Origin of the sequence: Streptomyces sp. NBC_01235, from assembly GCF_035989285.1 — a bacterium.
In the GTDB taxonomy this organism is placed as follows: domain Bacteria; phylum Actinomycetota; class Actinomycetes; order Streptomycetales; family Streptomycetaceae; genus Streptomyces.
The window spans coordinates 2,607,793-2,633,282 of record NZ_CP108513.1 but is presented as its reverse complement, the minus strand read 5'-3'; the positions used below and the strand labels follow the sequence as shown (position 1 = coordinate 2,633,282).

The 25,490-nt window shown below is 72.3% G+C and carries 23 protein-coding genes, 5 tRNA genes and 1 pseudogene; 20 read left to right on the top strand and 9 right to left on the bottom strand.

All coding sequences use genetic code 11. The annotated features are described in order from the left end of the window. The first annotated feature begins 18 nt into the window (after positions 1-18). From OG289_RS11305 to OG289_RS11295, 3 genes are all read left to right on the top strand, one after another. Complete coding sequence (locus tag OG289_RS11305; RefSeq protein WP_327313877.1) at positions 19-990, top strand: aldo/keto reductase; 972 nt, start codon at positions 19-21, stop codon at positions 988-990. A gap of 108 nt (positions 991-1,098) precedes the next feature. Next, positions 1,099-1,665, top strand: coding sequence for a TetR/AcrR family transcriptional regulator (locus tag OG289_RS11300; protein ID WP_327313876.1), 567 nt, complete (start codon positions 1,099-1,101; stop codon positions 1,663-1,665). Beyond that, entirely contained in the window at positions 1,662-3,185 is a 1,524-nt protein-coding gene (locus OG289_RS11295) for an MFS transporter (protein ID WP_327313875.1), read from the top strand. Before OG289_RS11300 ends, OG289_RS11295 begins: the two co-directional genes overlap by 4 nt. 92 nt (positions 3,186-3,277) lie before the next feature. On the opposite strand, the gene OG289_RS11290 is transcribed toward OG289_RS11295, so the two are convergent. Continuing rightward, complete coding sequence (locus OG289_RS11290) at positions 3,278-3,949, bottom strand: lysophospholipid acyltransferase family protein (RefSeq protein ID WP_327320643.1); 672 nt, start codon at positions 3,947-3,949, stop codon at positions 3,278-3,280. Between the two features lie 195 nt (positions 3,950-4,144). On the opposite strand from OG289_RS11290, the gene OG289_RS11285 reads away from it, so the two are divergent. The 4 genes from OG289_RS11285 (at position 4,145) to OG289_RS11270 (ending at position 6,877) form a co-directional block, all read left to right on the top strand. Continuing rightward, positions 4,145-4,381 (top strand): hypothetical protein, encoded by a 237-nt coding sequence (locus OG289_RS11285; protein WP_327313874.1) that lies wholly within the window; start codon positions 4,145-4,147, stop codon positions 4,379-4,381. Between the two features lie 188 nt (positions 4,382-4,569). Then, the gene (locus OG289_RS11280; RefSeq protein WP_327313873.1) at positions 4,570-5,760 is read left to right on the top strand and encodes a glycerophosphodiester phosphodiesterase; all 1,191 of its coding nucleotides are present in this window, start codon (positions 4,570-4,572) and stop codon (positions 5,758-5,760) included. Between the two features lie 67 nt (positions 5,761-5,827). Next, positions 5,828-6,334: a sigma-70 family RNA polymerase sigma factor gene (locus tag OG289_RS11275; protein ID WP_327313872.1), complete on the top strand. Its 507-nt coding sequence runs from the start codon at positions 5,828-5,830 to the stop codon at positions 6,332-6,334. 45 nt (positions 6,335-6,379) lie between these two features. After that, positions 6,380-6,877, top strand: a complete 498-nt coding sequence (locus tag OG289_RS11270) for a GNAT family N-acetyltransferase (protein ID WP_327320642.1) — start codon at positions 6,380-6,382, stop codon at positions 6,875-6,877. Here OG289_RS11270 and OG289_RS11265 read toward each other — a convergent pair. Next, the gene (locus OG289_RS11265; protein ID WP_327313871.1) at positions 6,867-7,292 is read right to left on the bottom strand and encodes a hypothetical protein; all 426 of its coding nucleotides are present in this window, start codon (positions 7,290-7,292) and stop codon (positions 6,867-6,869) included. The genes OG289_RS11270 and OG289_RS11265 overlap by 11 nt on opposite strands. Position 7,293: 1 nt before the next feature. After that, positions 7,294-7,653 (bottom strand): hypothetical protein, encoded by a 360-nt coding sequence (locus tag OG289_RS11260; protein WP_327313870.1) that lies wholly within the window; start codon positions 7,651-7,653, stop codon positions 7,294-7,296. 54 nt (positions 7,654-7,707) lie between these two features. Here OG289_RS11260 and OG289_RS11255 point away from each other — a divergent pair. The 9 genes and pseudogenes from OG289_RS11255 to OG289_RS11215 form a co-directional block, all read left to right on the top strand. Further along, positions 7,708-7,870, top strand: a pseudogene (locus tag OG289_RS11255) (HAD family hydrolase); the annotation flags it as partial. Positions 7,871-8,259: 389 nt separating this feature from the next. Further along, on the top strand, positions 8,260-9,303 hold the full coding sequence (locus OG289_RS11250) for a methionine ABC transporter ATP-binding protein (protein ID WP_327313869.1): 1,044 nt from the start codon (positions 8,260-8,262) through the stop codon (positions 9,301-9,303). Between the two features lie 20 nt (positions 9,304-9,323). After that, positions 9,324-10,046 (top strand): methionine ABC transporter permease, encoded by a 723-nt coding sequence (locus OG289_RS11245; protein ID WP_327320641.1) that lies wholly within the window; start codon positions 9,324-9,326, stop codon positions 10,044-10,046. 77 nt (positions 10,047-10,123) lie between these two features. Next, a complete protein-coding gene (locus tag OG289_RS11240; RefSeq protein WP_327313868.1) occupies positions 10,124-10,957 on the top strand; it encodes a MetQ/NlpA family ABC transporter substrate-binding protein in 834 nt (277 codons plus the stop codon). A 174-nt stretch (positions 10,958-11,131) separates the two neighbouring features. Further along, a complete protein-coding gene (locus tag OG289_RS11235; protein ID WP_327313867.1) occupies positions 11,132-11,770 on the top strand; it encodes a GNAT family N-acetyltransferase in 639 nt (212 codons plus the stop codon). A 96-nt stretch (positions 11,771-11,866) separates the two neighbouring features. Beyond that, positions 11,867-13,099 carry a precorrin-6y C5,15-methyltransferase (decarboxylating) subunit CbiE gene (gene cbiE, locus OG289_RS11230; protein WP_327313866.1) on the top strand — a complete coding sequence of 411 codons (1,233 nt, stop codon included), beginning with the start codon at positions 11,867-11,869 and terminating at the stop codon, positions 13,097-13,099. 437 nt (positions 13,100-13,536) lie between these two features. Continuing rightward, positions 13,537-17,751 (top strand): nicotinate-nucleotide--dimethylbenzimidazole phosphoribosyltransferase, encoded by a 4,215-nt coding sequence (cobT, locus tag OG289_RS11225; RefSeq protein ID WP_327313865.1) that lies wholly within the window; start codon positions 13,537-13,539, stop codon positions 17,749-17,751. A 156-nt stretch (positions 17,752-17,907) separates the two neighbouring features. Further along, a complete protein-coding gene (cobA, locus tag OG289_RS11220) occupies positions 17,908-19,140 on the top strand; it encodes a uroporphyrinogen-III C-methyltransferase (RefSeq protein ID WP_327313864.1) in 1,233 nt (410 codons plus the stop codon). Positions 19,141-19,203: 63 nt separating this feature from the next. Then, a complete protein-coding gene (locus OG289_RS11215) occupies positions 19,204-20,022 on the top strand; it encodes a TrmH family RNA methyltransferase (protein WP_327313863.1) in 819 nt (272 codons plus the stop codon). Positions 20,023-20,029: 7 nt separating this feature from the next. Here OG289_RS11215 and OG289_RS11210 read toward each other — a convergent pair whose 3' ends face one another. Beyond that, entirely contained in the window at positions 20,030-21,418 is a 1,389-nt protein-coding gene (locus tag OG289_RS11210; protein WP_327320640.1) for a serine/threonine-protein kinase, read from the bottom strand. A 599-nt stretch (positions 21,419-22,017) separates the two neighbouring features. On the opposite strand from OG289_RS11210, the gene OG289_RS11205 reads away from it, so the two are divergent. The 3 genes from OG289_RS11205 (at position 22,018) to OG289_RS11195 (ending at position 23,734) form a co-directional block, all read left to right on the top strand. After that, on the top strand, positions 22,018-22,212 hold the full coding sequence (locus OG289_RS11205) for a hypothetical protein (RefSeq protein ID WP_327313862.1): 195 nt from the start codon (positions 22,018-22,020) through the stop codon (positions 22,210-22,212). Between the two features lie 205 nt (positions 22,213-22,417). Further along, positions 22,418-23,353 (top strand): phosphotransferase enzyme family protein, encoded by a 936-nt coding sequence (locus tag OG289_RS11200; RefSeq protein WP_327313861.1) that lies wholly within the window; start codon positions 22,418-22,420, stop codon positions 23,351-23,353. Between the two features lie 81 nt (positions 23,354-23,434). Next, positions 23,435-23,734 (top strand): TFIIB-type zinc ribbon-containing protein, encoded by a 300-nt coding sequence (locus tag OG289_RS11195; RefSeq protein ID WP_327313860.1) that lies wholly within the window; start codon positions 23,435-23,437, stop codon positions 23,732-23,734. Between the two features lie 54 nt (positions 23,735-23,788). Here the strand turns inward: OG289_RS11195 and OG289_RS11190 are convergent. From OG289_RS11190 to OG289_RS11170, 5 genes are all read right to left on the bottom strand, one after another. Next, a tRNA-Val gene (locus OG289_RS11190) sits at positions 23,789-23,860 on the bottom strand. Between the two features lie 19 nt (positions 23,861-23,879). Further along, positions 23,880-23,951: transfer RNA gene (locus OG289_RS11185), tRNA-Val, on the bottom strand. A gap of 26 nt (positions 23,952-23,977) precedes the next feature. Then, positions 23,978-24,049, bottom strand: a tRNA-Val gene (locus OG289_RS11180). A gap of 1 nt (position 24,050) precedes the next feature. Next, positions 24,051-24,124 (bottom strand) — tRNA-Cys (locus tag OG289_RS11175). A 38-nt stretch (positions 24,125-24,162) separates the two neighbouring features. Continuing rightward, positions 24,163-24,235 (bottom strand) — tRNA-Gly (locus tag OG289_RS11170). Positions 24,236-24,424: 189 nt separating this feature from the next. Between OG289_RS11170 and OG289_RS11165 the strand changes: the two genes are divergently transcribed. Further along, positions 24,425-25,489 carry a chorismate-binding protein gene (locus OG289_RS11165; RefSeq protein ID WP_327313859.1) on the top strand — a complete coding sequence of 355 codons (1,065 nt, stop codon included), beginning with the start codon at positions 24,425-24,427 and terminating at the stop codon, positions 25,487-25,489. The last annotated feature ends 1 nt before the right edge of the window (position 25,490 follow it).

The following is a 25,490-nucleotide window of genomic DNA, read 5'->3' as shown; positions in this document are numbered from 1 at the left end:
GACCGAACGGAGCCCGCGATGCCCTTCGCCCGACTGGCCTCAGCGACAACCCCCACCTGCCACCTAGGACTCGGTCTCGCCGCCGTCGGCCGCCCCGGCTACATCAACCTCGGCCGCGACCACGACCTGGGAGAGGACCGCAGCGTCGAGACGCTGCGCGCCCGCGCCCACGAACTCCTCGACGCCGCCTACGCCCAGGGTGTCCGCTACTTCGACGCGGCCCGCTCCTACGGCCGCTCCGAGGAGTTCCTCGCCGACTGGCTGAAGGCCAGGCCCGACGTCGACGACATCGTCGTGGGCAGCAAGTGGGGCTACACCTACACCGCCGACTGGTCCACGGACGCGGAGAAGCACGAGGTCAAGGACCACAGCCTCGCGACGTACGAACGGCAGCGAGCCGAGACGGGCGAACTCCTCGGCGGCCGGCTCGACCTCTACCAGATCCACTCGGTGACTCCGGACAGCCCGGCCCTCACCGACAAGGAACTCCATGCGAAACTGGCCGAAGCCGCCGCCCGGGGCCTCACCGTCGGCTTCTCCACCAGCGGCCCCGCCCAGGCCGACGCCATCCGAGCCGCCCTCGCCGTGACGGTCGACGGCGAGCCCCTCTTCCGTACCGTCCAGTCGACGTACAACGCCCTGGAGACCTCGGCCGGCCCCGCCCTCGCCGAGGCCCACGACGCCGGACTCACGGTGATCGTCAAGGAGGGCATGGCCAACGGCCGCCTCGCGGAGCCGTACGCGCCGGACGCCCTGAAGGCCGTCGCGGGAGAGACCTCTCTCGGCTGCGACGCGGTCGCCCTCGCCCTGATCCTGCGCCAACCCTGGGCCGGCGTGGTTCTCTCCGGCGCCGTGACCGTCACCCAGCTCGCCTCCAACCTGCACGCGGCGGTCGTGGACCTCGACGACGACCAGCTCGACCGGCTGTCCGCGCTGACGGAGGACCCGCGGACGTACTGGGAGCGGCGCGGCAGCCTGCCCTGGCACTGAGAAACCCCTGACGGCCGACGCCACTGAGAAACCCCTGACGGCCGACGCCAGTGAGTCACGCGCCCCCAGAGTGAGACATGAATGTCTCACACGGGCTATGGTTGTCTCATGGCCGTCGACCGTGACCACGTTCTCCGCAGCGCTGCCGCCCTGCTGGCCCGCAAGTCCACCGCGACGATGGACGAGGTCGCCAAGGCGGCCGGGATCAGCCGGGCCACGCTGCACCGGCACTTCGCCGGGCGCGACGCGCTCGTCCGCGCCCTGGAGGCCCTCGGCATCGCGGAGTGCGAGAACGCCCTGGAGGCGGCCCGGCTGGACGAGGGCCCGGCGGGCGACGCCGTACGCCGTCTGGTCGGCGAGATCGAGTCCGCCGCCGGCCTGCTCGCCTTCCTCTACACCGAGAACCAGCTGTTCGAGGGCGAGGAACAGAACCAGGGCTGGACCCGGATCGACGAGCGCATCTGCGCGCTGTTCCGGCGTGGCCAGCTCGACGGCGAGTTCCGCATCGACCTCACGCCCGCCTGGCTCAGCGAGGCGCTCTTCGGCCTGCTGGCCTCCGGCGCCTGGATGGTGCAGTGCGGGAAGGGCGCGCCCAAGGACTTCCAGCACATGATCGTCGAGCTGCTGCTCGGCGGCGTACTGCGGCATCCGGCACAACAGAGAGAGGAATCATGACCAGCACCCTGCAGCCGGCGACCACGACCGAGGCGGTGAAGCGTCCGGACCGTTGGCTCGCGCTCTCCGTCCTCGTGCTCGCCGTGCTGCTGGTGGCCGTCGACGCGACCGTCCTCGGTCTCGCGACCCCCTACATCAGCGAGGATCTCAAGCCGTCCGGCACCCAGCTCCTCTGGATCGGCGACGTCTACTCCTTCGTCATCGCCGGCCTGCTCGTCTCGATGGGCAGCCTCGGCGACCGCATCGGCCGCAAGCGGATCCTGCTCGTCGGCGCCACGGCCTTCGGCCTGATATCGGTCCTCAACGCCTACGCGAAGACCCCGGAGACGATGATCGCGGCCCGCGCCCTGCTCGGCGTGGCCGGCGCGACCCTCATGCCCGCCACCCTCGCCCTGATCCGCAACCTCTTCCACGACCCGCGCGAACGCAGCCTGGCGGTGGGCATCTGGGGCGCGACGGCCTCCGCGGGCACCGCGGTCGGGCCCGTCGTGGGCGGCTTCCTCCTCGAACACTTCTGGTGGGGCTCGGTCTTCCTCATCAACCTGCCCGTGATGGTCGCCCTGGTCCTCGTCGGCATCAGGACGCTCCCCGAGTCCCGCACCCCGAACCCGGGCCCGTGGGACCTGGTGAGCGTGGTCCTCTCCCTGGTCGGCGTGATCGGCATCGTCTACGCCGTCAAGGAGGCCGCCACGCACGGCCTCACCTGGGCCTCGCTCGGCACGGGTCCGCTGGGCGCGGCAGCGCTGTACGGCTTCGTCCGCCGCCAGCTGACCCTCCCGGCGCCCCTGCTGGACATGCGCCTGTTCCGCAACCGCGGCTTCAGCGGCGCGGTCCTGGCCGACCTGCTGACCATCCTGGGCCTGTCCGGCCTGGTGTTCTTCCTCTCCCAGTACCTGCAACTCGTCCAGGGCAGGCGCCCGTTCGAGGCCGGGCTGGCCGAACTGCCCGCCGCGATCGGCGCGGTGGCGGCCGGCCTGATCGCGGGCCGCGCGGCCCGCCGCTTCTCGGTACGGGCCGTCGTCTCCGGCGGCCTCGCGGCGATCGGCCTGGCCCTGGCCGCCCTGACGACGATCACCCAGTCCACCGGCTACCCCGTGCTGGGAGCAGCCCTGCTGGTGGTCGGCGTGGGCGCCGGCTTCTCCTTCACGGTGACGGCCGACGTCGTCCTGAGCTCGGTACCGAAGGACCAGGCGGGCGCGGCCTCCGCGGTCTCCGAAACCGCGTACGAACTGGGCGCGGCCCTGGGCATCGCCGTACTCGGCTCGATCGTGACGGGCGTGTACCGGGGCTTCCCCGCCCCGGCGGGCACACCGCAGGGGGCCCGCGAATCACTGGGCGGCGCGGAGGAGGCGGCGGGTCACCTGCCGACGAAAGCGGCTCAGGAACTTCTGTCCTCGGCTCGTGCGGCCTTCGTGGACGGCCTGACGCTGGCAGCGGGCGCAGGCGCGATCGTGCTGCTCGCGACGGCGGCAGCAGCGTGGTTCATGCTTCGCGGGCAACGGTTGGACGACGGACGTTAGGGGCGCGGGGCCGTGTCGATCTGCGGCTCCACCGCGTGGGCGCGACCAGACACAAGGCACCCGCCCCCGAAGAACGGCCGCCCCCGGAGGGGCTACGCGGCCTTCGCCTTGGTGGCGTACATGTCGACGTACTCCTGCCCGGACAACCGCATGACCTCGGTCATCACAGAGTCCGTCACAGCGCGCAGCACATACCGGTCCCGGTCCATCCCGTCGTACCGCGAGAACTCCATCGCCTCACCGAACCGAACGGTGACCCGGCCGGGCCGGGGCATCCCCGCCCCGCCCGGCTGCAACTTGTCCGTGCCGATCATCGCGAAGGGAACGACAGGCGCCCCCGTCATCAACGTCAGACGCGCGATGCCGGTGCGCCCCCGGTACAGACGGCCGTCGGGCGACCGCGTCCCCTCGGGGTAGATCCCGAAGACCTTCCCCTCCTCCAGCACCCGCCGACCGGTCATCAGCGCGGCCACGCCACCGCGGCCGCCGTCGCGGTCCACCGGGATCATGCCGACCCCGGTGAAGAACCAGGCCATGAGCCGGCCCTTGAGGGTCTTGCCGGTGACGTACTCGTCCTTGCCGATGAAGAAGACCTGCCGGTCGCACACGATCGGCAGGATCATCGAGTCGATGAACGTGAGGTGGTTGCCGGCCAGGATGACGGGGCCGTCGCCAGGGATGTGCTCCGCGCCCTCGACCCGGGGGCGGAACATCAGGCGCATGACCGGTCCGAACACTGCCTTGATGAGCGCGAAGCGGGACAACGAGCCCTCCGATGCCAAGGGAAAACGGTATGAGTCTGTGCAGGTGAGGACGATACTCGTCGCCCCGGGGGTGACGCACATCGGGTCACCCAGGTCTTACGCACTGTTGACGTACGTTTACCTGGACGGCCCAGCCGTTTCCCGCCCGTCACCTGGGCGGAATGATGTGAACAACGCTGTGAAACCGGGGGAGTCATGGGTATCGCCGTAGCCTTCGCCGTACTGCTGCCGCTCGTACTCGCCGCCTCCGTGACGGTCCTGGTGCGCAGGGACCGCCGTCGCTTCCCCGAGGGCCCCGACTCGGCCCGCGTCGAGGCGAGGGCGAACCTCGACCTGCGCGAGGCCCGCGGCAGGGTGCGCCTGTCGAACCGCTTCGCCGCCCCCGGAACGCTCGGCGCGCTGCGCGACCGGGACGACCGCAGCCGGTACTGAGCGCCGGCCGTCACTGACCGCGTTCCCCGGTCGCCCCCGCCCAATCCCCCGTCCGACGGCCCGTCAGGTCGTCGTACGCCACACGCCATCCACCGTCACCCGCGCGTTAGGACCGAGGTCTCCCGACGGTCATGTCCACGCCCCTACGATCGGCCCGCACGAACGAGCCGACGGTCAGGAGGCCCCTCATGGCAGCGCAGGACACGCAGGAGTCGAACCAGCAGGCGAGCGGCGGCGGAACCGGACGGCGGGCGCTCCTGGGCGCGGCCGTGCTCGGCGCCACCGCAGGCGTCCTCGGCCTGTCGGGCACCGCGAGAGCCGCCGAGGCGCGGACCGGCGGCGGCCACGGCGGTGGCCTGAAGAGCCTGCCCGTGCCGACGATCATCGGTCACCGCGGCGCCAGCGGCTACCGCCCCGAGCACACCTTCGGCTCCTACCAGCTCGCCCTCGACCTGGGCGCCGACGTCGTCGAGGCGGGCGACCTCGTCCCCACCAAGGACGGCCACCTGGTCTGCCGGCACGAGCCGGAGATCGGCGGCACGACGGACGTCGCCGACCATCCCGAGTTCGCCGGCCGCAGGACGACGAAGGTGCTCGACGGCGTCTCCACGACCGGCTGGTTCACCGAGGACTTCACGCTCGCCGAGCTGAAGACCCTGCGCGCGATCGAGCGCATCCCGGCCAACCGCCCGCACAACACGCTCTACAACGGCCGCTGGGAGATCCCCACCTTCGAGGAAGTCCTGAAGTGGCAGGACGAGCAGACCCGCAAGCGCGGCAAGCAGGTCTGGATCTACCCCGAGACCAAGCACCCCACCTACTTCCGGGGGCTCGGCCTGGGCCTGGAGGAGCGGGTCGCCAAGCTGCTGCACAAGTACGGCAAGGACAAGAAGAACTCGCCGGTCATCCTGCAGTCCTTCGAGCCGACCAGCATCCAGCGCCTGAACAAGCTGGTCGACAACCCCCTCGTGGTCCTGCTGTCCGCCGCGAACACCCGCCCCTGGGACTTCGTCGAGGCGGGCGATGCGCGCACGGTCGCCGACCTGATCACCCGGGCCGGGCTCAGGGAGATCGCCGGCTACGCCCAGGGCATCGGCCCCACCCTCGACCTGGTCATTCCGAAGGACGCGGCCGGCAACCTCACCACCCCGACCACCCTGGTGAAGGACGCCCACGCGGTCGGCCTGATCCTGCACCCGTACACCATGCGCAACGAGAACCCCTTCCTGCCCGCGAACTTCCGCAAGGGCACGGGCGCGGACGCGTACGGCGACGTCTTCGGCGCCTACCGCACCTACTTCGCGACCGGCATCGACGGTGTCTTCACCGACAACGCGGACACGGGCCTACTCGCCCGCGCGGACTTCGTCAACGGCTGAGTCCCCGTTGGAGTGACAGTCGGCCGCCCCGGCAACCACCCGCCCGGGCGGCCGCATCGTGTGGCATATGACGCACGACTTGCTCGCCGCCCTGCGCCCGCTGCTCACCGCGGAGGCCTCCGCCGAGGCCCACGCCACCGGCGCCGAACCCGGCGACCTGGAACAGGCGGTCTGGCTCCGCCTCCTGGAGCACCTCGCCACCGCCGGCCCACCCCTCGACCCGCAGGGCTGGCTGCGCAGGGCCGTCCGCGCCGAGGTCCGCCGCACCCGCCGTACGAGCCGCCGTGAGCGGCCGTACGAGAGCGACCCGGCCGACGACACCGACCGCGGCCCCGAACAGCTCGCCCTCACCGCCGCCCGCCACCGTGCCCTGCGCGAGGCCGTGCACCGCCTCCCCGGCCGCTGCTCCCGCCTCCTCCAGGCGCTCCTCTCGCCCGAGGACCTCACCTACCGGGAGATCGCGGGGGAGTTGGGTATCTCACAGGGCAGTCTCGGACCGGAACGTTCCAGATGTCTGGGATGTCTGCGGCGTTTGCTGACGCCGGAGGTTGCGGCTCACGAAGTGCGGGGATAGGAGTGAAGGACCACAGGCGATCAGGTGAGCGGGAGGCGTGCGCACATGGGCATGAGCGTGACCATCTCGGTGGCGACCGAGCAGGATGTCGAGCAGATCTTCAGGCTGCAGTACCTGTGCTTCCAGAGTGAAGCCGCGCTGTACGGCAACTACCGAATCGCCCCGCTCGTCCAGAGCCTCGACTCGGTCCGGCAGGAGCTCGTCACCGACTGCGTCTTCGTGGCACGCCTGGGCGACGAGGTGGTCGGCTCCGTACGCGGCAGCCTCACCGAGGACGGCGCCGCCGCCATCGGCAAGCTCTGCGTCCACCCCCGGCTCCAGGGCCACGGCATCGGCGCGAGACTGCTGCGCGCGGCGGAGTCGGCGCTCGCCGGGGAACGCGGCGCCAAGAAGTTCCGCCTCTTCACCGGCCACCGCAGCGAGGGCAACCTCCGCCTCTACCGCCGCGTCGGCTACGAGACGGTCGGCACCTCCCAGGGCACGGACGGCGTGCTGATGATCGTCCTGGAGAAGCAGGCGGGGGAGTACGCGGCTACTGCGTAGCCGTGGTGGCGGTACGGGACTTCCGCAGCCAGTACAGGGCGGACAACGGCAGTAGCACGGGGATGAACACGTACCCCATTCCGTAGTCCGACCACACGGTCGAGTCGTGGAAGGCGGACGGCTCGATCAGGGTCCAGGTGCCGACGATCAGTACGCCCGTGAGCTCGGCGGCGCAGCAGACCTGCGCCGCCCTCCGGGCTGTCTCGCCACCCCGCACCAGTGAGTAGGTGATGAACCCGTACACCACGCCCGCCACCGCCGACAGCGTGTACGACAGCGGCGCCCGGTCGAACTCCGTCGCGATCTGGTAGACCGACCGCGAGACGGCCCCGACCACCATCACGCCGTAGAACCACACCAGCAGCATCCCGGGCCCGCCGATGAGCCGGGCCGGCTTCTCCTGCACCGCCGCCATCTCAGCCTCCCCAGATGTCATAGAGCCGCACCTCCAGCACGGCGAGCACCACGCCGCCCGCGGCGACCGTCACCGAACCCCAGCGGGTCCGCTCGGCCAGCGACATGAACCCCGCCGTCGGCACGCACGCGAACGCGCCCAGCAGATACGCCACGAAGATCGTCGTACCCTGCTCCGGTTTCTCGCCCCGCGCCAACTGCACGATGCCGATCACCAGCTGCACCGTGGCCAGCAGCGAGACCACGGCCATCCCGATGAAGTGCCAGTCCTTCGTCGGCTGGTCACGGTAGGCGGCCCAGCCGCACCAGGCGGCGAGCAGCAACGCGGCGACGCCGGTCACCAGCGTCAGGGCATCAAGCATGCAGCGACCTTATTACGGCGTAATCGCCACCCCTTGGTCGGCCCCGGGGGCGAGCCGCACGGCCGCCCGGCCGGTCGCGCCGCCGGGAGGGCGACGGTGGCGTTGGCCACAACCCACCGGGCCCACGAGCTCTAGGCCGACCTCGTCGGTGACGGGCCTCTCCGCCGTGTCGGCGCTGGTCACCGACGGGGGAGCGGAGAGCTCCGTGCGCGGCTGAGGGCCGTCCGAGAAGTGTCCACGGCTGTCCAGTATCCGGACAGCGAGGTCTTGGTCAGGACCGTACGTCTGCTTTACTGATGCTCATGACCACGACGAGCAGCCGCACCCTTGCGACCGAGGCGACCATGACGCCCGGTGCTCGTTGTATGTGTCGAATGTGCGCCTTCTAGAGGGCCCCCGCACCACCCCCGAGCTCGCGCCCCGAAGCGAGACGACGTGGCATGTCCGTACGCCGCATGTCTGCCGTACATGACACACGCCGCGCCCCGCGCACATGTTTCTCCCCGGTTCCCCGCCACAGCGAGAACCGTGTCGCGTCCCTGACAGCCTGCACCCGTGCGCCCGGGCACACCCACGCCCGCGCACTCGACAGTGACGGAAATCCACGTGATCACCACCACGGGCCTCACCAAGGTCTACCGCTCGCGCGGCCGTGAGGTCACCGCCCTCGACGGCGTCGACCTGCACGTCCGCGAAGGCGAGGTGTACGGCGTCATCGGCCAGTCCGGCGCCGGCAAGTCCTCGCTGATCCGCTGCATCAACCTCCTGGAGCGCCCCACGGCCGGCACGGTCACCGTCGCCGGACAGGACCTCACCGCGCTCGCCGGGCGCGGACCCCGCGCCGGCAAGGAGCTGCGCCAGGCGCGCAGCCGGATCGGCATGGTCTTCCAGCACTTCAACCTGCTGTCCTCGCGGACCGTGCAGGACAACGTCGAACTGCCCCTGGAGATCCTCGGAGTCTCGGGGAAGGAACGTTCCCGCAAGGCGCTGGAGCTGCTCGACCTGGTCGGTCTCGCCGACAAGGCCAAGTCCTTCCCCGCCCAACTCTCCGGCGGTCAGAAGCAGCGCGTCGGCATCGCCCGCGCCCTCGCCGGCGACCCCAAGGTGCTGCTCTCCGACGAGGCCACCAGCGCCCTCGACCCGGAGACCACCCGCTCCATCCTCCAGCTGCTGCGCGACCTGAACCGGCAGCTGGGCCTGACCGTCCTGCTCATCACCCACGAGATGGACGTGGTGAAGTCGATCTGCGACTCCGCCGCGCTCATGGAGAACGGCCAGGTCGTCGAGTCCGGAACGGTCAGCGAGCTGCTCGCCACCCCCGGCTCCGAACTGGCCGCCGCCCTCTTCCCGGTGGGCGGCGAGGCGACCGGCGACGACCGCACCGTCATCGACGTCACGTTCCACGGTGAGGCCGCGACGCAGCCCGTCATCTCCCAGCTGTCGCGCACCTACAACATCGACATCTCGATCCTCGGCGCCGCCATCGACACCGTCGGCGGTCTCCAGGTCGGCCGCATGCGCATCGAACTGCCCGGCCGCTACGAGGACAACGTCGTGCCGATCGGCTTCCTGCGCGAACAGGGCCTGCAGATCGACGTCGTGGACCACGCGGCGCAGGAGCCCGTTCTGCTGAAGGAAGGTGCCAAGTGACCTGGACCGATTGGTCCGCGATGCAGCCCCTGCTGTCCCAGGCCTGTTGGGACACCCTCTACATGGTCGGCTGGTCCACGCTCATCGCCGTCGTCGGCGGTCTCCCGCTCGGCGTCCTCCTCGTGCTGACCGACCGGGGCGGCCTGCTGCAGAACATCGTGGCCAACAGGGTGCTCGGGCAGGTCGTGAACGTCGCCCGCTCGATGCCGTTCATCATCCTGATGGTCGCGCTGATGAACTTCACGCGCACGATCACCGGAACGACCATCGGCCGCGAGGCCGCGATCGTGCCGCTCGCCGTCGGCGCCATCCCGTTCTTCGCGCGCCTGGTCGAGACGGCCGTCCGCGAAGTGGACGGCGGGCTCGTCGAGGCCGTCCAGGCGATGGGCGGCAACACCTGGACGATCGTGCGCAAGGTCCTCGTCCCGGAGTCCCTGCCCTCCCTCATCGCCAGCACCACGACCACGATCGTCGCCCTCATCGGCTACTCCGCCATGGCCGGCACGGTCGGCGCCGGCGGCCTCGGCGACATCGCCATCCGCTACGGCTACCAGCGCTTCGAGACCGAGCTGATGTGGATCACGGTGGCGATCCTCGCCGTCGTCATCTCCCTCATCCAGGTCGCCGGCGACTACGCGGCCCGCTCCCTGCACCGCCGCGGCGGCCGCTCGGGCCCCGCGCCCAGGCTCCGCCTGCTGAAGGCGAAGGAGCCGGCGGCCGCGGACGTCGGCAAGCTCGCCTAGCCGCAGGGGCCACCCCACCCACACCCCCCCCGCCCACCCCACGCGGGGTCGCACCACCCTCAGGAAAGGCACTTTTCGTGCGTAACTCTGCCAAGATCACCACCGCCGTCCTCGCCGCCGGAGCCCTCACCCTCGGACTCAGCGCCTGCGGCTCGGACAAGGGCTCCGACTCCGCCTCCGACACCAGCGGACCGCTGGTCGTCGCCGCGAGCCCGACCCCGCACGCCGAGATCCTGAACTTCGTCAAGGACAACCTGGCGAAGAAGGCGGGCCTCGACCTGGAGGTCAAGGAGTTCACCGACTACGTCACGCCGAACACGGCGACGGAGGACGGCTCGGTGGACGCCAACTACTTCCAGAACCAGCCGTACCTCGACGACTTCAACAAGAAGAACGGCACCCACATCGTGCCCGTCGTCACGGTCCACCTGGAGCCGCTCGGCCTCTACTCCCACAAGGTCAAGAGCGCCGACGCCCTGAAGAGCGGTGCGACGATCGCCGTCCCGAACGACAGCGTCAACGAGGCCCGCGCCCTCAAGCTGCTCGCCGCGAACGGGCTCATCACCCTCAAGGACGGCGTGGGCAACGACGCGACCCCGTCGGACATCACCGCGAACCCGAAGAAGCTCACGTTCAAGGAACTGGAGGCGGCCCAGACCCCGCGCTCCCTGGACGACGTGGACGCGGCCGTCGTCAACGGCAACTACGCCATCGAGGCCGACCTGAAGCCCGCCTCGGACGCCCTCGTCCTGGAGTCCGCCAAGGACAACCCCTACGGCAACTTCCTCGCCGTCAAGAAGGGCGACGAGAGCGACCCGCGCGTCAAGAAGCTCGCGGGGCTCCTCACCTCCGCCGAGGTCAAGAAGTTCATCGAGGACAAGTACGCCGGCTCCGTCATCGCGTCCTTCTGAGCCCGCTGACCGACCGGGGGCCGACACCTGCGCAACCACCGGGTCCACTCCTTCACTTGGGGTGGGCCCCGTGGTGCGGTTCGGTGCTCACATGCTGCATGCTGGGCAGTTCAGCAGGCCCTGACGGCCCAGCAGGTCGGGCCCTGACGGTTTCGAAGGCTACGGAGCGGCTTCATGACGAGCACCTTCCCCACCATCTCCATCAGCACGGAGCGGTTGGTGCTGCGTTCCCTCGACGAGGACGACGTACCCGCCCTGGCCGACATGATGAACGACGAGCAGGTGGGGGCCTGGACCGCCGTGCCCCAGCCCTACAGCGAGGCCGCCGCCCGCCGTTGGATCACCGAGTCCGCGCCCACCGAACGCACCGCGGGCCGCGGCCTCGACCTCGCCGTCACCGAGTTCCTCACCCAGCGCCTGGTCGGCGTCATCCAACTGGCCAAGACCAACTGGCACGTCCGCTCCACCGAGCTGTCGTACATCATCGCCCCCTGGGCGCGCGGCGAGGGCTACGCCTCCGAGGCGGCGCTGGCCACCGCACAGTGGCTGCTCACCGACCAGAAGTTCGAGCGCATCGAGCTGCGCACGGCCGCCGACAACACCGCCTCCCAGCAGGTCGCGCAGAAGATCGGCTGTATCAGCGAGGGCGTGCTGCGCGGCGCCTGCATAGCGCGCGCCCGCGCCGAGGACGGTACGTGGACCGAGGTGCGCACCGACTACATCGTGTGGAGCCTCCTCCCGGAGGACCTGGAGGGCCCTGGGGAGCACTTCGCGGAGAGCGGCGGTTATCCGTCGTACACCGACTGGAACTGACCCCGGAGCCGGTGCCGGTACCGCCGCCCGGCCCCGCCGACCAGGTACCCTCACGGAGCCTGCTGCCTGCGTGAACCCCGGGGGAGACTGACGACGATGGCCGACCGCGTCACGGTGATCGGCTGGGACGGCTCGCCACTGACCGCCGCGGCCCGTTCGGCCCTGGGCGCCGCCACGCTGGTGGCCGGTGCCGCCCACCACCTGGCGCTGCCCGAGGTACCGCCCACCGCGGAACGCATCCGGCTCGGCAGCGTCACCCTCGCCGCCCGCCGCATCGCCGGCCACCGCGGCACCGCGGTCGTCCTCGCCGACGGCGACCCGGGTTTCTTCGGCGTCGTACGCACCCTGCGCGCACCCGACTTCGGCCTGGAGGTCGAGGTCGTCCCGGCCGTCTCCGCCGTCGCCGCCGCCTTCGCCCGGGCCGGGATGCCCTGGGACGACGCCCAGGTGGTCGTCGCACACCGCCGCACCCTGCGACGCGCGGTGAACGTGTGTCGCGCCCACACCAAGGTCGCCGTCCTCACCTCCCCGGGAGCCGGCCCCGCCGAGCTCGGCCTGCTCATGGAGGGCGTGCACCGCACCTTCGTGGTCTGCGAGGAACTCGGCACCACCCGCGAACAGGTCAGCGTCGTCACCTCCGACAAGGCCGCCGACCACACCTGGCGCGACCCCAACGTCGTCATCGTCATCGGCGGTCCCACCGGGCCGGTCGTCTCCGGTGACAGCGGCTGGATCGCCGGCCGCGCCCCGGACGCCGGCCCGCGCGGCTGGGCCCTGCCCGCCGAGGCGTACGGCGGCGGACTCGGCGAGGGGGAGGCGGAGCTGCTGCGCGCCGCCCAACTCGCCCGGCTCGGCCCGCGGGTCGGCGACCTCGTCTGGGACATCGGCTGCGGCAGCGGCGCCTTCGCGACCGAGGCCGCGCGGGCGGGCGCCGCCGTCATCGCCGTCGACCGTGACCTGGACGCGTGCGGCCGTACCGACGCCTCCTCGCGGCGCCACGGCGTCCAGTTGCAGATCGTCCACGGCACCGCCCCACACGTCCTGGAGAACCTGCCCGAACCGGACGTCGTCCGGGTCGGCGGCGGGGGAGCGGCCGTGGTCTCCGCGGTCGCCGACCGCCGCCCCCAGCGCATCGTCACCCACGCGGCGACCCGTGACGCGGCCGAACGCGTGGGCCGTGACCTGTCCGAGCACGGCTACCGCGTCGAGTGCGCCCTCGTCCAGTCCGTCGAACTCGACACCCGGGCCTGGACGGAGACGGAACGGAGTGTCGCGTTCCTGCTCACCGGAGAAATCCTGCGGCGCGATGGGGGTGCCCCCAGGCGTTAAGCACTGGGGGAGCCTCGCTGAGGGGTGGCGGTCGGTCGACGGGTGGGCGTTGCCGGACCGTCGAACGTGACCCGGTCCGCCCGCCCCGTGATCCTGTTGTCGTACCGCGCGCGGTAGGCTGGCCGATCGTCGTACCGCTTCCGTTCACCCGGCGCTTCGTCGGTCAATGTCCGGAAAACGCATCCCTTTTGGGGAGGGTGTGGTACGGCAGAACGGGGTGGGCGCGCAACGTGGCGCAGTCCACAGCGGAGCGTCGCGGATCAAGCTGTCGCGACGCGACGACGGCCGGGACAATGCCACTGAATGGCTTTGTCGCTTTTTCGGGCGGGTCGTTCGTGCCGCTGGGCACGGACGCTCGTTCTTCACTACGGGGCGGTCGGTGCGCCGCTCCGGGTGAGTCGGCCGTAGAAGCACTAACCGATGGGCGAGGGGTACGCATGACCGACACCGGCCAGGTCCCGGGCGAGGGGCTGCCGGAGAACGCAGGCATGGTGGAGCAGCCGGGCGCCCCCGCGCACGGTGCCTACACCTACCTCTCCGAGACCACCGCCGAGGACGAAGACCTGTTGCTGCTGCCGGGTGCCCAGAGCGCGTGGGGCAACGAGGTGGCGCCGCCCGCGCCGGAACCGGTGGTCGAGACCGTGCACGAGCCGGGCCCGCACGAGATGTCCGGCCGCGACAGCGGTTCGGTCGACCTCAGCGCCGTCCGCCTGCCCGGCCCGTCGACGCCCCAGGCGGCCCCGCGCCGCCCCCTGCACCTCGGCCCGCCGATCCCCGACACCTCCGCCAGCCCGGTCCGCTCCCTCGCCGACCGCGGCCCCGCGGGCGCGCCGGTACGACAGCCCGGCCCGCCCGCGTCCGGTCCCGAGTACCTCGACGTCCCGCACCTGCGCGAGATGCCCCCGCAGGGCGCGTCGCCCTGGGACGCCGCGCAGGCCACGGCCCAGGCTCCCGCTCAGGGGCCGGTCGCTTCCGGGGTGACGACTGCGGAAACGGTTGTTCCGGCGGCGGTCACGGAAGCGCAGCAGGCCGAGCCGGTGGGCGCGGCCCAGGCGGTCGTGGCCCGTGTGGCGACCGAGGCGATCGCCGCGACCGTCCCGCAGGAGGAGGGCGACGCGTACGCCGCCCAGGCCGCACAGCACGCCGCGGCCGCGCACGCCGCCGGACCCGCCGGTGCGATGCCCGCGGTTGTGGAAGCCGCCGCGGCCGGTGAGGGCGGCCACGGCGCCGAAACGTACGGGGTCGTCGACCCCGGTCAGCTGCTCGGTGCCGCGATGATGGCGGAGGCCGCGCAGGTTCCCGCCGACGCGGCTGTCGAGTCCGGGCAGCACGCGGCCGAGGTCCCCTTCCCCGGCGACGACCGGACGCCGGACGCCCCCGCTGCGCCGGCCGTCGTCGGACAGCGGGTGGACGCGGCGCAGGCGCCGGAGGCCACGGAGGACCCGGCCGACGCACCCGAAGCCGCGCAGGCGGCTGAGCCGGTTGTGGCCGAGCCTGTCGTCGCCGAGCCTGTCGTGGCCGACGTGGCCGACGTGGCCGACGTGGCCGACGTGGCCGAGCCGGTCGTGGCCGAGGCGGTCGAAGCGGTAGAGGCGGCCGAGCCGGTGGCGGTCGCTGAGGCGAACCCCGTGGAGGCGCCCGTCGCCGAGGCGGTCGAGGTCGCGGAGGCGATCCCTGCCGAGGTGACTCAGCCTCAGCTTCAGTCTCAGGAGGCCGACGCGAACGCCGGCCCCACGGCGGCTCAGGCCCTTGTGGCGCCCGAGGTCCAGGAGGCTCCAGAGGCGCCCGTGGCGGAGGCGGTTCCGGTCGCCGACGTCGTCGTCGTACCGCAGGCCGCTTTCGAGGCCCCCGTTCCGGACCCGGTCGGGGCTCCCGAGTCCACTCCAGAGCCCGAAGCCGCTCAGGATCCCGAGCCTGTGGCGCTCGTGACCCCCGAGGCGCCGGCCGAACCGGCGGAACCGGCGGTACCCGTGCAGGACGCGTCCGCCGCTGCGGTCGAGGCATCCGCGCCCGAACCTGAGGTCGTCGCCGCCCCCGAGGACGCGCAGTTCACCGACGCCTCCGAGGCTCCCGCCGACCCGACCGCCCAACAGGCGCCCGAGCAGGCACCTCAGCAGGAGCAGGAGCAGGAGTCCGAGCCGGCACCTCAGCAGGAGCACGAGCCGGAAGCGGAGGCCGCCAACGAGCCCCCCGCCCCGGCCGCCCAAATCGCGGACCAGGTATCTCACATCCCGGACACCCTCGCCCCGGGGACGGTCTCGCCGACGGAGCCCGAGGCTGCGCTCCCCGTCGCCCAGCCGGAACCCGCCCCCGCCGCAACCCACGCGGAGCCGCAGCCGGAGCCGGGGCCTGTGACGGAGACGGCGGAGTCGCCCGTCGAGGCACCCCCGGAGCCCCTCGCGTCCCCCGAGCCCCTCGCGTCCCCCGAGCCCTCCGCGCCCCCCGTGGACGCCACCCCCCTCCCCGTGGCGGCCGTCCCCGTGGACGTCCGGCCGGAGCAGCCCCTGGCGGTCCAGCCGGACGAGCCCCTGGGCCAGTTCGTGCCGGTCGAGGGCACGGTGCCCACCACTCCGCACCTCGCCCCGACCCCGCCGCACGCCCTCGTGCTCCCCACGGAGGAGCAGCCGACCCCCGAGGCGGTGCCGGCTCCCGAGATGGCGGAGGCCCCCGAGGAGGTGCCGGCTCCGGAGACGGCGGCGGAACAGCCGCCGGCCGTCGAAGCCGCCGTTGTTCCCCCCGCCGTCACGGTTCCCGCGCCGCGCGGTGCCGACCCCGCTCCCGTCCCGGCGACCCCGGACACGGAGCATGCGACCGACATCATCGACCCCGATGTCGCACAGAGCCCGGAGGACCTGGACACCAGGGCCGCCGACCAGGAAGAGAGCCCGGCCGCAGTGGAAGAAGTTCGAGAGTCCACCGGCCCCGCCGCACCCGCGTACGACGACGCCGAGCGCGAGGCCGTTCTGAAGGTCATGCGCGAGCGCCGGGACATCCGCAACGGCTTCCGCAGCGACCCGATCCCGCACGAGGTGCTGCTGCGCGTCCTGGAGGCCGCCCACACCGCGCCCTCGGTCGGCCACTCGCAGCCCTGGGACTTCGTCGTCATCCGCTCCGCCGACACCCGGCGCGCGATGCACGAACTGGCGACGCGTCAGCGCGACGCGTACGCGAAGTCCCTGCCCAAGGGCCGGGCGAAGCAGTTCAAGGAACTGAAGATCGAGGCGATCCTCGACACGCCGGTGAACATCGTCGTCACCGCCGACCCGACCCGCGGCGGCCGCCACACCCTGGGCCGGCACACGCAGCCGCAGATGGCGCCGTACTCCTCCGCGCTCGCGGTCGAGAACCTCTGGCTCGCCGCCCGAGCCGAGGGCCTCGGCGTCGGCTGGGTCAGCTTCTTCGACGAGCGTGAGATGGTCCGCGCGCTCGGCCTGCCCGAGCACCTCGAAGTGGTCGCCTACCTGTGCGTCGGGTATGTCGACGAGTTCCCGGACGAGCCCGAGCTGATGCAGGCGGGCTGGGCCAAGCGCCGTCCGCTGTCGTGGGTCGTCCACGAGGAGACGTACGGCCGTCGCGCGCTGCCCGGCGAGGACCCGCACGACCTGCTCGCCGAGACCGTCGCCAGCGTCCGCCCGCTGGACGCCAAGGCGCTCGGCGAGGCCTGGGAGCGGCAGAAGCGCATGACCAAGCCGGCCGGCGCGCTCGGCATGCTGGAGATCATCTCCGCGCAGCTGTCCGGCCTGTCCCGGCAGTGCCCGCCGCCGATCCCGGAGCCCGCGGCCGTCGCGATCTTCGCCGGCGACCACGGCGTGCACGCCCAGGGCGTCACCCCCTGGCCGCAGGAGGTGACGGCCCAGATGGTCGCCAACTTCCTCGGCGGCGGCGCGGTCTGCAACGCCTTCGCGACCCAGGTGGGCGCCGAGGTCTGCGTCGTGGACGTGGGCGTGGCCGCCGACCTCCCGGCGACCCCCGGTCTGCTGCCCCGCAAGGTCCGCGCGGGCACGTCCGACATGACCACCGGCCCCGCGATGACCCGCGAGGAGGCCAAGCAGGCCATCGAGGTGGGCATCGAGACGGCCCGCGACCTGGTGGCGGCCGGCAACAAGGCGCTGCTGACGGGCGAGATGGGCATCGCGAACACGACGGCGTCCGCCGCTCTCATCTCCGTCTTCACGGGCGCCGACCCGGCCGAGGTCACCGGCCGCGGCACCGGCATCAACGACGAGACCCTCGCCCGCAAGACCGAGGTCGTCCGCCGCGCCCTGGACCTCCACCAGCCGGACCCGGCCGACCCCATCGGCGTCCTGGCCGCGATCGGCGGCTTCGAACACGCGGCGATGGTCGGTCTCCTCCTCGGTGGCGCGTCCCTGCGTACGCCGGTGATCCTGGACGGCGTCAGCGCCGGCGCCGCCGCCCTGGTCGCCCGCGCGATCGCCCCCGAGGTCCTCGCGGCCTGCATCGCGGGCCACCGCAGCGCTGAACCAGGTCACGTGGCCGCCCTGAACAAGCTGGGCCTGCGCCCCCTGGTCGACCTCGACCTCCGTCTCGGCGAGGGCACGGGCGCCCTCCTGGCCCTCCCCTTGGTCCAGAGCACGGCCCGCGCCATGCACGAGGTGGCGACGTTCGACTCGGCGGGCGTCACCGAGAAGTAGGACCCACTCGGGGGTCGGCGGGCACGCGCCGGCGGGCCTGCGCCCCTGCGCGGCCCCCCGGCCCCGCCGTACCCTGAGCCCATCTCTAAAATCCGCACGTCAGGGCCGCTCCAGAGCCGCAGCGCCCACCCTTGCTCGCACGAGGAGCCGCACCTCATGGCCGAACACCCCGCCTACCCCGTAGGCCTCCGCCTCACCGGCCGCAGGGTCGTCGTCCTCGGCGGCGGCCAGGTGGCCCAGCGCCGCCTCCCCTCCCTGATCGCGGCAGGCGCCGACATCCACCTCGTGTCCCCGGAGGCGACCCCCTCCGTCGAGGCGATGGCCGACGCGGCCGAGATCACCTGGCACAGGCGCCCCTACGCCGAAGGCGACCTGGCCGACGCCTGGTACGCCCTCATCGCCACCAGCGACGCCGAGGCGAACTCCCGAGCCTCCTCCGAAGCGGAGCGCCACCGTGTCTGGTGCGTCCGCTCGGACGACGCCGACCAGGCCACCGCCTGGACCCCGGCGACCGGCCACAGCGAGGGTGTCACGGTCGCCGTCCTCACCACGGACGCCCGTGGCCGCGACCCCCGCCACACCGCGGCCATCCGTGACGCGGTCGTCGAGGGCCTGCGCGACGGCACCCTCGTCGCCCCCCACCACCGCACCCGCACCGCCGGCGTCGCCCTCGTCGGCGGCGGCCCCGGCGACCCGGACCTGATCACGGTCCGCGGCCGCCGCCTCCTCGCCGAGGCGGACGTCGTGATCGCCGACCGGCTCGGCCCGCGCGACCTCCTCGCCGAACTCCCGCCGCACGTCGAGGTGATCGACGCGGCGAAGATCCCCTACGGCCGGTACATGGCCCAGGAGGCCATCAACAACGCGCTGATCGAGCACGCCAAGCAGGGCAAGTCGGTCGTCCGTCTCAAGGGCGGCGACCCGTATGTCTTCGGCCGTGGCATGGAGGAGCTCCAGGCCCTCGCCGAGGCCGGGATCGCCTGCACGGTCGTCCCGGGCATCTCCAGCTCGATCTCGGTGCCGGGTGCGGCCGGTATCCCGGTCACGCACCGGGGCGTTGCGCACGAGTTCACCGTGGTCAGCGGCCATGTCGCCCCCGACGACGAACGTTCCCTGGTCGACTGGCCGTCCCTGGCGAAGCTCACCGGCACGCTGGTGATCCTCATGGGCGTCGACAAGATCGGGAAGATCGCCGAGACGCTCGTCGCTCACGGCAAGTCGCCCGACACCCCGGTCGCCCTGGTCCAGGAGGGCACCACGGCCGCCCAGCGCCGCGTCGACGCGACCCTCGCGACGGTCGCCGAGACGGTCCGCGCCCAGGAGGTCAGGCCGCCGGCGGTCATCGTCATCGGCCCGGTCGTGACCGTCGGCCCCCGGACGTCCGAGTAACCGCGGGTAACACAACCGCTCCGAGCCGTTGGCACCACACCCAGGACAAGGCAGTATCACCCTGTGGCCGATCTCATCACCGTTGAGGACCCCGACGACCCGCGCCTGCGCGACTACACCGGCCTGACCGACGTCGAGTTGCGCCGCAGGCGCGAGCCCGCCGAGGGCCTGTTCATCGCGGAGGGCGAGAAGGTCATCCGCCGGGCCAAGGGCGCCGGGTACGAGATGCGCTCGATGCTGCTCTCCGCGAAGTGGGTCGACGTCATGCGCGACGTCATCGACGAGCTCCCGGCACCGGTCTACGCCATCAGCCCGGAGCTCGCGGAACGCGTCACCGGCTACCACGTCCACCGCGGCGCGCTGGCCTCGATGCAGCGCAAGCCGCTGCCCGCCGCCGCCGAACTCCTGCAGACCGCCCGCCGGGTCGTCGTCATGGAGTCGGTCAACGATCACACCAACATCGGCGCGATCTTCCGCTCGTCCGCCGCCCTCGGCATGGACGCGGTCCTGCTCTCACCGGACTGCGCCGATCCGCTCTACCGCCGCAGCGTGAAGGTCTCCATGGGCGCGGTCTTCTCCGTCCCGTACGCCCGCCTGGACACCTGGCCCAAGGGCCTGGACTCGGTCCGCGAGGCCGGCTTCACCCTCCTCGCCCTCACCCCCGACGAGAAGGCCCGAAGCCTCGACGAGGCCGCCCCGCACAAGATGGACAGGGTCGCCCTCATGCTGGGCGCGGAGGGCGACGGCCTCTCCACCCAGGCCCTGGTCGCCGCCGACGAATGGGTCCGCATCCCCATGTCCCACGGCGTCGACTCGCTCAACGTGGGCGCGGCTGCGGCGGTCGCCTTCTACGCGGTGGCGACGGGCCGCCCGCAGGCGTAGGCCGGGGTCAGTCCCCCAGCGGACCGCCGACGCCCTGCTCCGGCCGGACATGCTGCTCGTTCGGCTGTTCCTGCCGTACGACGCCGTTGTCCCCGCCGAGCCCGCGCGCCGGGCCCTGGCAGCCCTGGACGACGGCGATGCCGAGCGCGACGAGCAGGGTCACCACGACGAAGACGAACAGCCGCTGACGCAGCAGGCGCGGGTTGGCGGGCCGCCGCCCGGTCCCCGTGGTCCTCGGCCCCTGCCGCCCGGCCCCGCCGCGGGGCGCCGGACGGCTGCCGCTGCCGGGACGGGTGTTGCGGGAGGCGGGAGCCGGCCGGGCCCCGGACCGCGACGACGAGGCGCGGTCACCGCCACCACCGCGCGAGGCGCTGCCCCCGCGAGCGGGAGCCCCGCCCCGCGAAGGAACCGCACCGCGCGAGGACGGCACCCCGTTCCGCGGCGGGGGAGTACCCGGCCCGCCCGGCTGGCGCAGCGTGCGCTCCGGGTGACCGAGGTCGGAGAGCCGTCCCGTGGGACGGTCCGCCTCGGCAGCCCGCGGCACCGGAGGACGCGCGTCCGCCAGGCCCTGGAACTCCCGGGTCGCGATCTCCTTCAGCCGCAGGGAGAGGTCGAGAGTGCTGGGCCGCTCCTCGGGGTCCTTCGCCAGACAGGCCCGCACCAGCGGGGCCAGCGCGTCCGGAACGCCGTGCAGGTGCGGCTCCTCGTGCACCACGCGGTACAGCATCACCTCGGAACTGCCGTGCCCGAAGGGCGAGTCGGCCGTCGAGGCGTACGCGAGCGTGGCGCCGAGCGAGAACACGTCGGTGGCCGGGGTGACCAGGGCCCCCCGCACCTGCTCCGGCGCGAGGAACCCGGGGGAGCCGACCGCCGTGCCGACGTGCGTCAGCGTGGAGGCGCCCGTCGCCCAGGCGATGCCGAAGTCGATGATCCGCGGGCCCTTGGGGGAGAGCAGGATGTTGGAGGGCTTCAGGTCCCGGTGCACGACCCCGGCCTCGTGCACCGCGACGAGCCCCTCCGACAGCGCGGCCCCGATCGAGGCGAGCTCGGCGGCACCGAGCGGCCCCTCGTCGTTGACCTTGTCGTGGAGCGAGGGCCCGGGCACGTACTGCGTGGCGAACCACGGCCGGTCGGCGTCCAGATCCGCCGCGACCAGCCGCGCCGTGCACCCGCCCCGGATCCGCCGGGCGGCCGACACCTCGCGCGCGAACCGCGACCGGAACTCCTGGTCCTCCGCCAGATCGGGCCGGATCACCTTCAGCGCGACCCGCTGCCCCTTCTTGTCGGAGCCCAGGTAGACGACGCCCATCCCGCCCGCGCCGAGCCGTCGGTGAAGCCTGAACGAGCCGACGACGCGCGGGTCCTCGCGCCTCAGGCGCATCATCGCCATGTTCATCCCCGCTGCCCGGTCCGTGTGACGTGGCACAGCTTACGTTTCCACGGCCGCTCGCGCGCAGAGGCCGCGCCCTCTCGTCCCGATCGATTGTCAGTGCCCGGTGGGAGACTTGAAGGGTGGTCAGGGGGCCTGCGGACAGGCGCGTTTTGACGGTTCTGTGACCTCAACCACCTGACGCAGAAGGGGGATTGAACCCGTGAGAGGCGACCGCGCGGAGACGGCCGTCGACGTCGGCGACACGACACGGACCCATGGGCCGGCGGCCGGCAGGGCGGGCCGCCGGGGGGAGACGGAGGTACGGCGGGGGGTGGGGGAAGTGAGCGAAGTCACCATGGAGTCCCCGCGGAGAGCCCGGAACCGGGCCCGGACCGGACACCCCTCCGGGAAGACCCCGAGACCTAGGACCCCGTCTCCACCCAGGGGAGTACTCCGCAGGTCACGGCTCATCCTCCGGGAGGCCCGGCAATCGGTACGAGGGCATGACGTCCGGCGGCCGCCGCCCGCCTAGATTTGAGGTCAAGCGGCGGGTGCAGCACTCGTCCCCCGAGGTCAGACACTCGCCGCTGCCAACGACAACTGATCAGGTCAGGAGAGGGACCATGGCCCACACGGCATCGCGGACGATGCTCCGCACGCAGGGACGCACCACGCGCCCCCGCCGCACGGGTCGCCGCCACCCCCTGGTGGCGACGCTGATGGCCCTTCCTCTGGCGGTCCTGCTCCTCGTCGTCTTCGACGGCTGGGAGACAGTGGCCACACAGGCGTCGTCCGTGGGAGTGATGCTGGGGCGCTGAGCGGCGACCCCAGGCCCGGAAGAGCGGTCCGGGCGGGGACATCCACCCATGAAACCCCGTGGGGACGGGGGTGCGGCGGACGGCAAATGATGCAGGCGCAGCTGGGGAGCTGCGCCTGCATTGCTTTTCCCGGCCGGAGGGCCACCCGGCGGTCTCACCTGCGTACCCTCGCGAGGAGACCGCACGCCGTCGCTCAGGGAGCCCCGTGACCGCCCACCCCCTGCTCACCGAGCTCACCTTCCGAGCCAGAGCGCAGGCTCACGAAGCCGGCTCCGCCTGCCCGTGCGGCGCGGCCACCCTCGCCGACCGTCCCGACGCCACCGTCGTCCGGCACGCGGGGACGGTCGCGAAGGCGCACGCCCCCGACACCGACCCGGACGACCTCACCCCCCGCCTCGCCGCGGCCGCCGGTCTCCCCGACGTCCTCCTCGCTCCGCTGGCTGCGACCCCGGCCCCCCTCCACGGCAGACTCGTCACGTTCTGGCCGTACGGCACCCCGGTGGACCCGGACGACCCGGAGGCGGCCCCCTGGGAGGCCGCGGGCACCCTGCTCGCTCGTCTCCACCGCGCCCCCGCCCCGACCGGTCTGCCGCCGATGCGCGGCCCCGCCAAGGCCGCCCACGCCGTGACCCGGCTGCGGGCCGCCGGACCGCATCCCGCCGTCGCCCCCGTCCTGAACGCCTGGCGCGCGCTGCCCGCCTGGGCCCGCGCCGAGGCACCCATGCCGGACGTCACCAGCCTCTGCCACGGCGACCTCCACCTCGGCCAACTCGTCCGCCATCCCGCTCCCGACGGTCCCTGGCGCCTGATCGACGTCGACGATCTCGGGGTCGGCGTCCCGGCCTGGGACCTCGCCCGCCCCGCCGCCTGGTACGCCTGCGGTCTGCTGCCGCCCGACGAGTGGACCCGCTTCCTGACCGCCTACCGTGCCGGGTCCGGCCCCGCCGTCCCCGGATCCGGCGACCCCTGGCCCGCCCTCGACGTCCCCGCACGCGCACTCACCGTCCAGACCGCGGCACGGGCTGTCACGAAGTCGGTGGCGCACGAGCGGTCGCTGGACGAGGTCGAGCAGTGCCTGGTCGACGCGTGTGCCCGAATGGGTTCCGAACCCCCGCAGTTGGCGGCCGGTCTCGCGAAGTAGGGTGCAACCGACCGCGGCCGGACAGTGTCTGTCCTGGCGGTACACGAAACAGGACCGACCGGCGAGGAGTTGAGCCGAACCATGCAGTGCCCCAAGTGTCATGCTCAGATGCACACGTACAACCGCAACGGCGTCCAGATCGAACAGTGCAGCAACTGCCGCGGGATCTTCCTCGACTACGGCGAGCTGGAGGCGCTGACCCGCGTGGAGTCCCAGTGGTCCCAGCCGGCGCCGCCGCCCCCGGGCGCCCCGCAGGCGTACCCGGCGGCCCCGGCCGCTCCCGCCTGGGGTGCCCCGCACGGCGGTCACGGAGGCCACGGCGGTCACTACGGCGGCCATCAGCGCCACAAGAGCTTCGGCCACATGCTGTTCTCCAGCTGAACGGGCACACGGAAGAGCCCCCGACCGCGAAGGCGGCCGGGGGCTCTCGGCGTGTGGACGATACTGGGATTGAACCAGTGACCTCTTCCGTGTCAGGGAAGCGCTCTCCCGCTGAGCTAATCGTCCGGGAGGGTGTGGTGCTGCGTGCGCGATACTGGGATTGAACCAGTGACCTCTTCCGTGTCAGGGAAGCGCTCTCCCGCTGAGCTAATCGCGCGGGTTCGGATCTTCGAGCAGATCCAGTGGACGATACTGGGATTGAACCAGTGACCTCTTCCGTGTCAGGGAAGCGCTCTCCCGCTGAGCTAATCGTCCTTGGAGGTGGAGACGGGATTTGAACCCGTGTAGACGGCTTTGCAGGCCGTTGCCTCGCCTCTCGGCCACTCCACCAGGAGTGTAGGGGACCGGGAAGACCCCTTCTTCCTTCGAGCGGACGACGAGGCTCGAACTCGCGACCTCAACCTTGGCAAGGTTGCGCTCTACCAACTGAGCTACGTCCGCTTGTCGTTTCGGTCGGCTCTCGCGTCCCGGCGACGAGGTGAACTCTAGCGGATTCCCGGGCCAGTACAAAAACGCGTTTGTGCAGCGTGCTGCGCTGCGTCCCCTCGCAGACCTGGTCAGGCCCCCCGGGCGGGACATGCGGGACATGCCCCGGCCCGGTCCCGGGAGACCCGCCATAGACTCGACAGCGTGCTCGACCTCCCTCCTCTCGCCCGTTTCGGCGCCCGCGTCGCCACCGGCCTGCTCGACGTCACCAGTGATCCCGCGGCTCTGGACTCCGCCGGTTTCTGGGCCGTCTGCGCCGACTTCGAAGGCCGTCTGGTCTGCGCACGCTTCTCCGACGTCCGTGAGGAGCCCGTGCCCGCTCCGGTGCCGGGGGCATGGCGGGGGCCGGCGGCCGGTGACTGGACGTCCTCCCTCGACCGCACCGCGTACACGGCAGGCGTGCGCCGCATCCGCGAGCACATCGCGGCCGGCGAGGTGTACCAGGCCAATCTCTGCCGTGTCCTGACCGCGCCGGTGGCGGCCGACGCCGACGTGGACGCGCTCACCTCCCTGCTGGCCCGGGGCAACCCGGCGCCGTACGCAGGAACGATTCGCCTGCCCGTGCACGGCATAGAGACGGCCACCGCCTCCCCCGAGCTCTTCCTGCGCCGCGACGGCCGGGTCGTCGAGTCAGGGCCGATCAAGGGCACCGGGCGCACCGAGGCCGACCTCCTGGAGAAGGACTACGCCGAGAACGTGATGATCGTGGACCTGGTGCGCAACGACATCGGGCGGGTCTGCGCCACGGGCAGCGTGAGCGTCCCCGACCTGTGTGCCGTGGAGAAGCACCCGGGCCTGGTCCACCTCGTGTCGACGGTCCGCGGCGAGCTGCGCGACGGCGCCGGCTGGCCCGAGCTGCTCGGCGCCGCCTTCCCGCCCGGCTCGGTCACCGGGGCACCGAAGTCGAGTGCCCTGAGGATCATCGACGCGCTGGAGACGGCACCCCGCGGCCCGTACTGCGGCGGCATCGGCTGGGTCGACGCCGACCGGGGCAGGGGCGAGCTGGCCGTCGGCATCCGCACCTTCTGGATCGACCGCGCCGCCGACGGCCCGGCCGTACTGCGCTTCGGCACCGGCGCGGGCATCACCTGGGGATCCGACCCCGAGGCCGAGTGGGAGGAGACCGAGCTGAAGGCGTCCCGACTGCTCGCGGTAGCGTCGGGAGCGTACGAGGTCACGGGAGCTACGGGACCGAGGGAGAGGGACTGAC

Bases quoted from the DNA above. Each gene is read 5' to 3' on its own strand.
- cobT (WP_327313865.1), top strand. From the start codon at position 13,537: ATGACCGACACCGGCCAGGTCCCGGGCGAGGGGCTGCCGGAGAACGCA.
- OG289_RS11245 (WP_327320641.1), top strand. From the start codon at position 9,324: ATGCAGCCCCTGCTGTCCCAGGCCTGTTGGGACACCCTCTACATGGTC.
- OG289_RS11275 (WP_327313872.1), top strand. From the start codon at position 5,828: ATGACGCACGACTTGCTCGCCGCCCTGCGCCCGCTGCTCACCGCGGAG.
- cobA (WP_327313864.1), top strand. From the start codon at position 17,908: ATGGCCGAACACCCCGCCTACCCCGTAGGCCTCCGCCTCACCGGCCGC.
- OG289_RS11210 (WP_327320640.1), bottom strand. From the start codon at position 21,418: ATGAACATGGCGATGATGCGCCTGAGGCGCGAGGACCCGCGCGTCGTC.
- cbiE (WP_327313866.1), top strand. From the start codon at position 11,867: ATGGCCGACCGCGTCACGGTGATCGGCTGGGACGGCTCGCCACTGACC.
- OG289_RS11195 (WP_327313860.1), top strand. From the start codon at position 23,435: ATGCAGTGCCCCAAGTGTCATGCTCAGATGCACACGTACAACCGCAAC.
- OG289_RS11300 (WP_327313876.1), top strand. From the start codon at position 1,099: ATGGCCGTCGACCGTGACCACGTTCTCCGCAGCGCTGCCGCCCTGCTG.
- OG289_RS11265 (WP_327313871.1), bottom strand. From the start codon at position 7,292: ATGGCGGCGGTGCAGGAGAAGCCGGCCCGGCTCATCGGCGGGCCCGGG.
- OG289_RS11280 (WP_327313873.1), top strand. From the start codon at position 4,570: ATGGCAGCGCAGGACACGCAGGAGTCGAACCAGCAGGCGAGCGGCGGC.
- OG289_RS11305 (WP_327313877.1), top strand. From the start codon at position 19: ATGCCCTTCGCCCGACTGGCCTCAGCGACAACCCCCACCTGCCACCTA.
- OG289_RS11295 (WP_327313875.1), top strand. From the start codon at position 1,662: ATGACCAGCACCCTGCAGCCGGCGACCACGACCGAGGCGGTGAAGCGT.
- OG289_RS11285 (WP_327313874.1), top strand. From the start codon at position 4,145: ATGGGTATCGCCGTAGCCTTCGCCGTACTGCTGCCGCTCGTACTCGCC.
- OG289_RS11205 (WP_327313862.1), top strand. From the start codon at position 22,018: ATGGCCCACACGGCATCGCGGACGATGCTCCGCACGCAGGGACGCACC.
- OG289_RS11235 (WP_327313867.1), top strand. From the start codon at position 11,132: ATGACGAGCACCTTCCCCACCATCTCCATCAGCACGGAGCGGTTGGTG.
- OG289_RS11270 (WP_327320642.1), top strand. From the start codon at position 6,380: ATGGGCATGAGCGTGACCATCTCGGTGGCGACCGAGCAGGATGTCGAG.
- OG289_RS11260 (WP_327313870.1), bottom strand. From the start codon at position 7,653: ATGCTTGATGCCCTGACGCTGGTGACCGGCGTCGCCGCGTTGCTGCTC.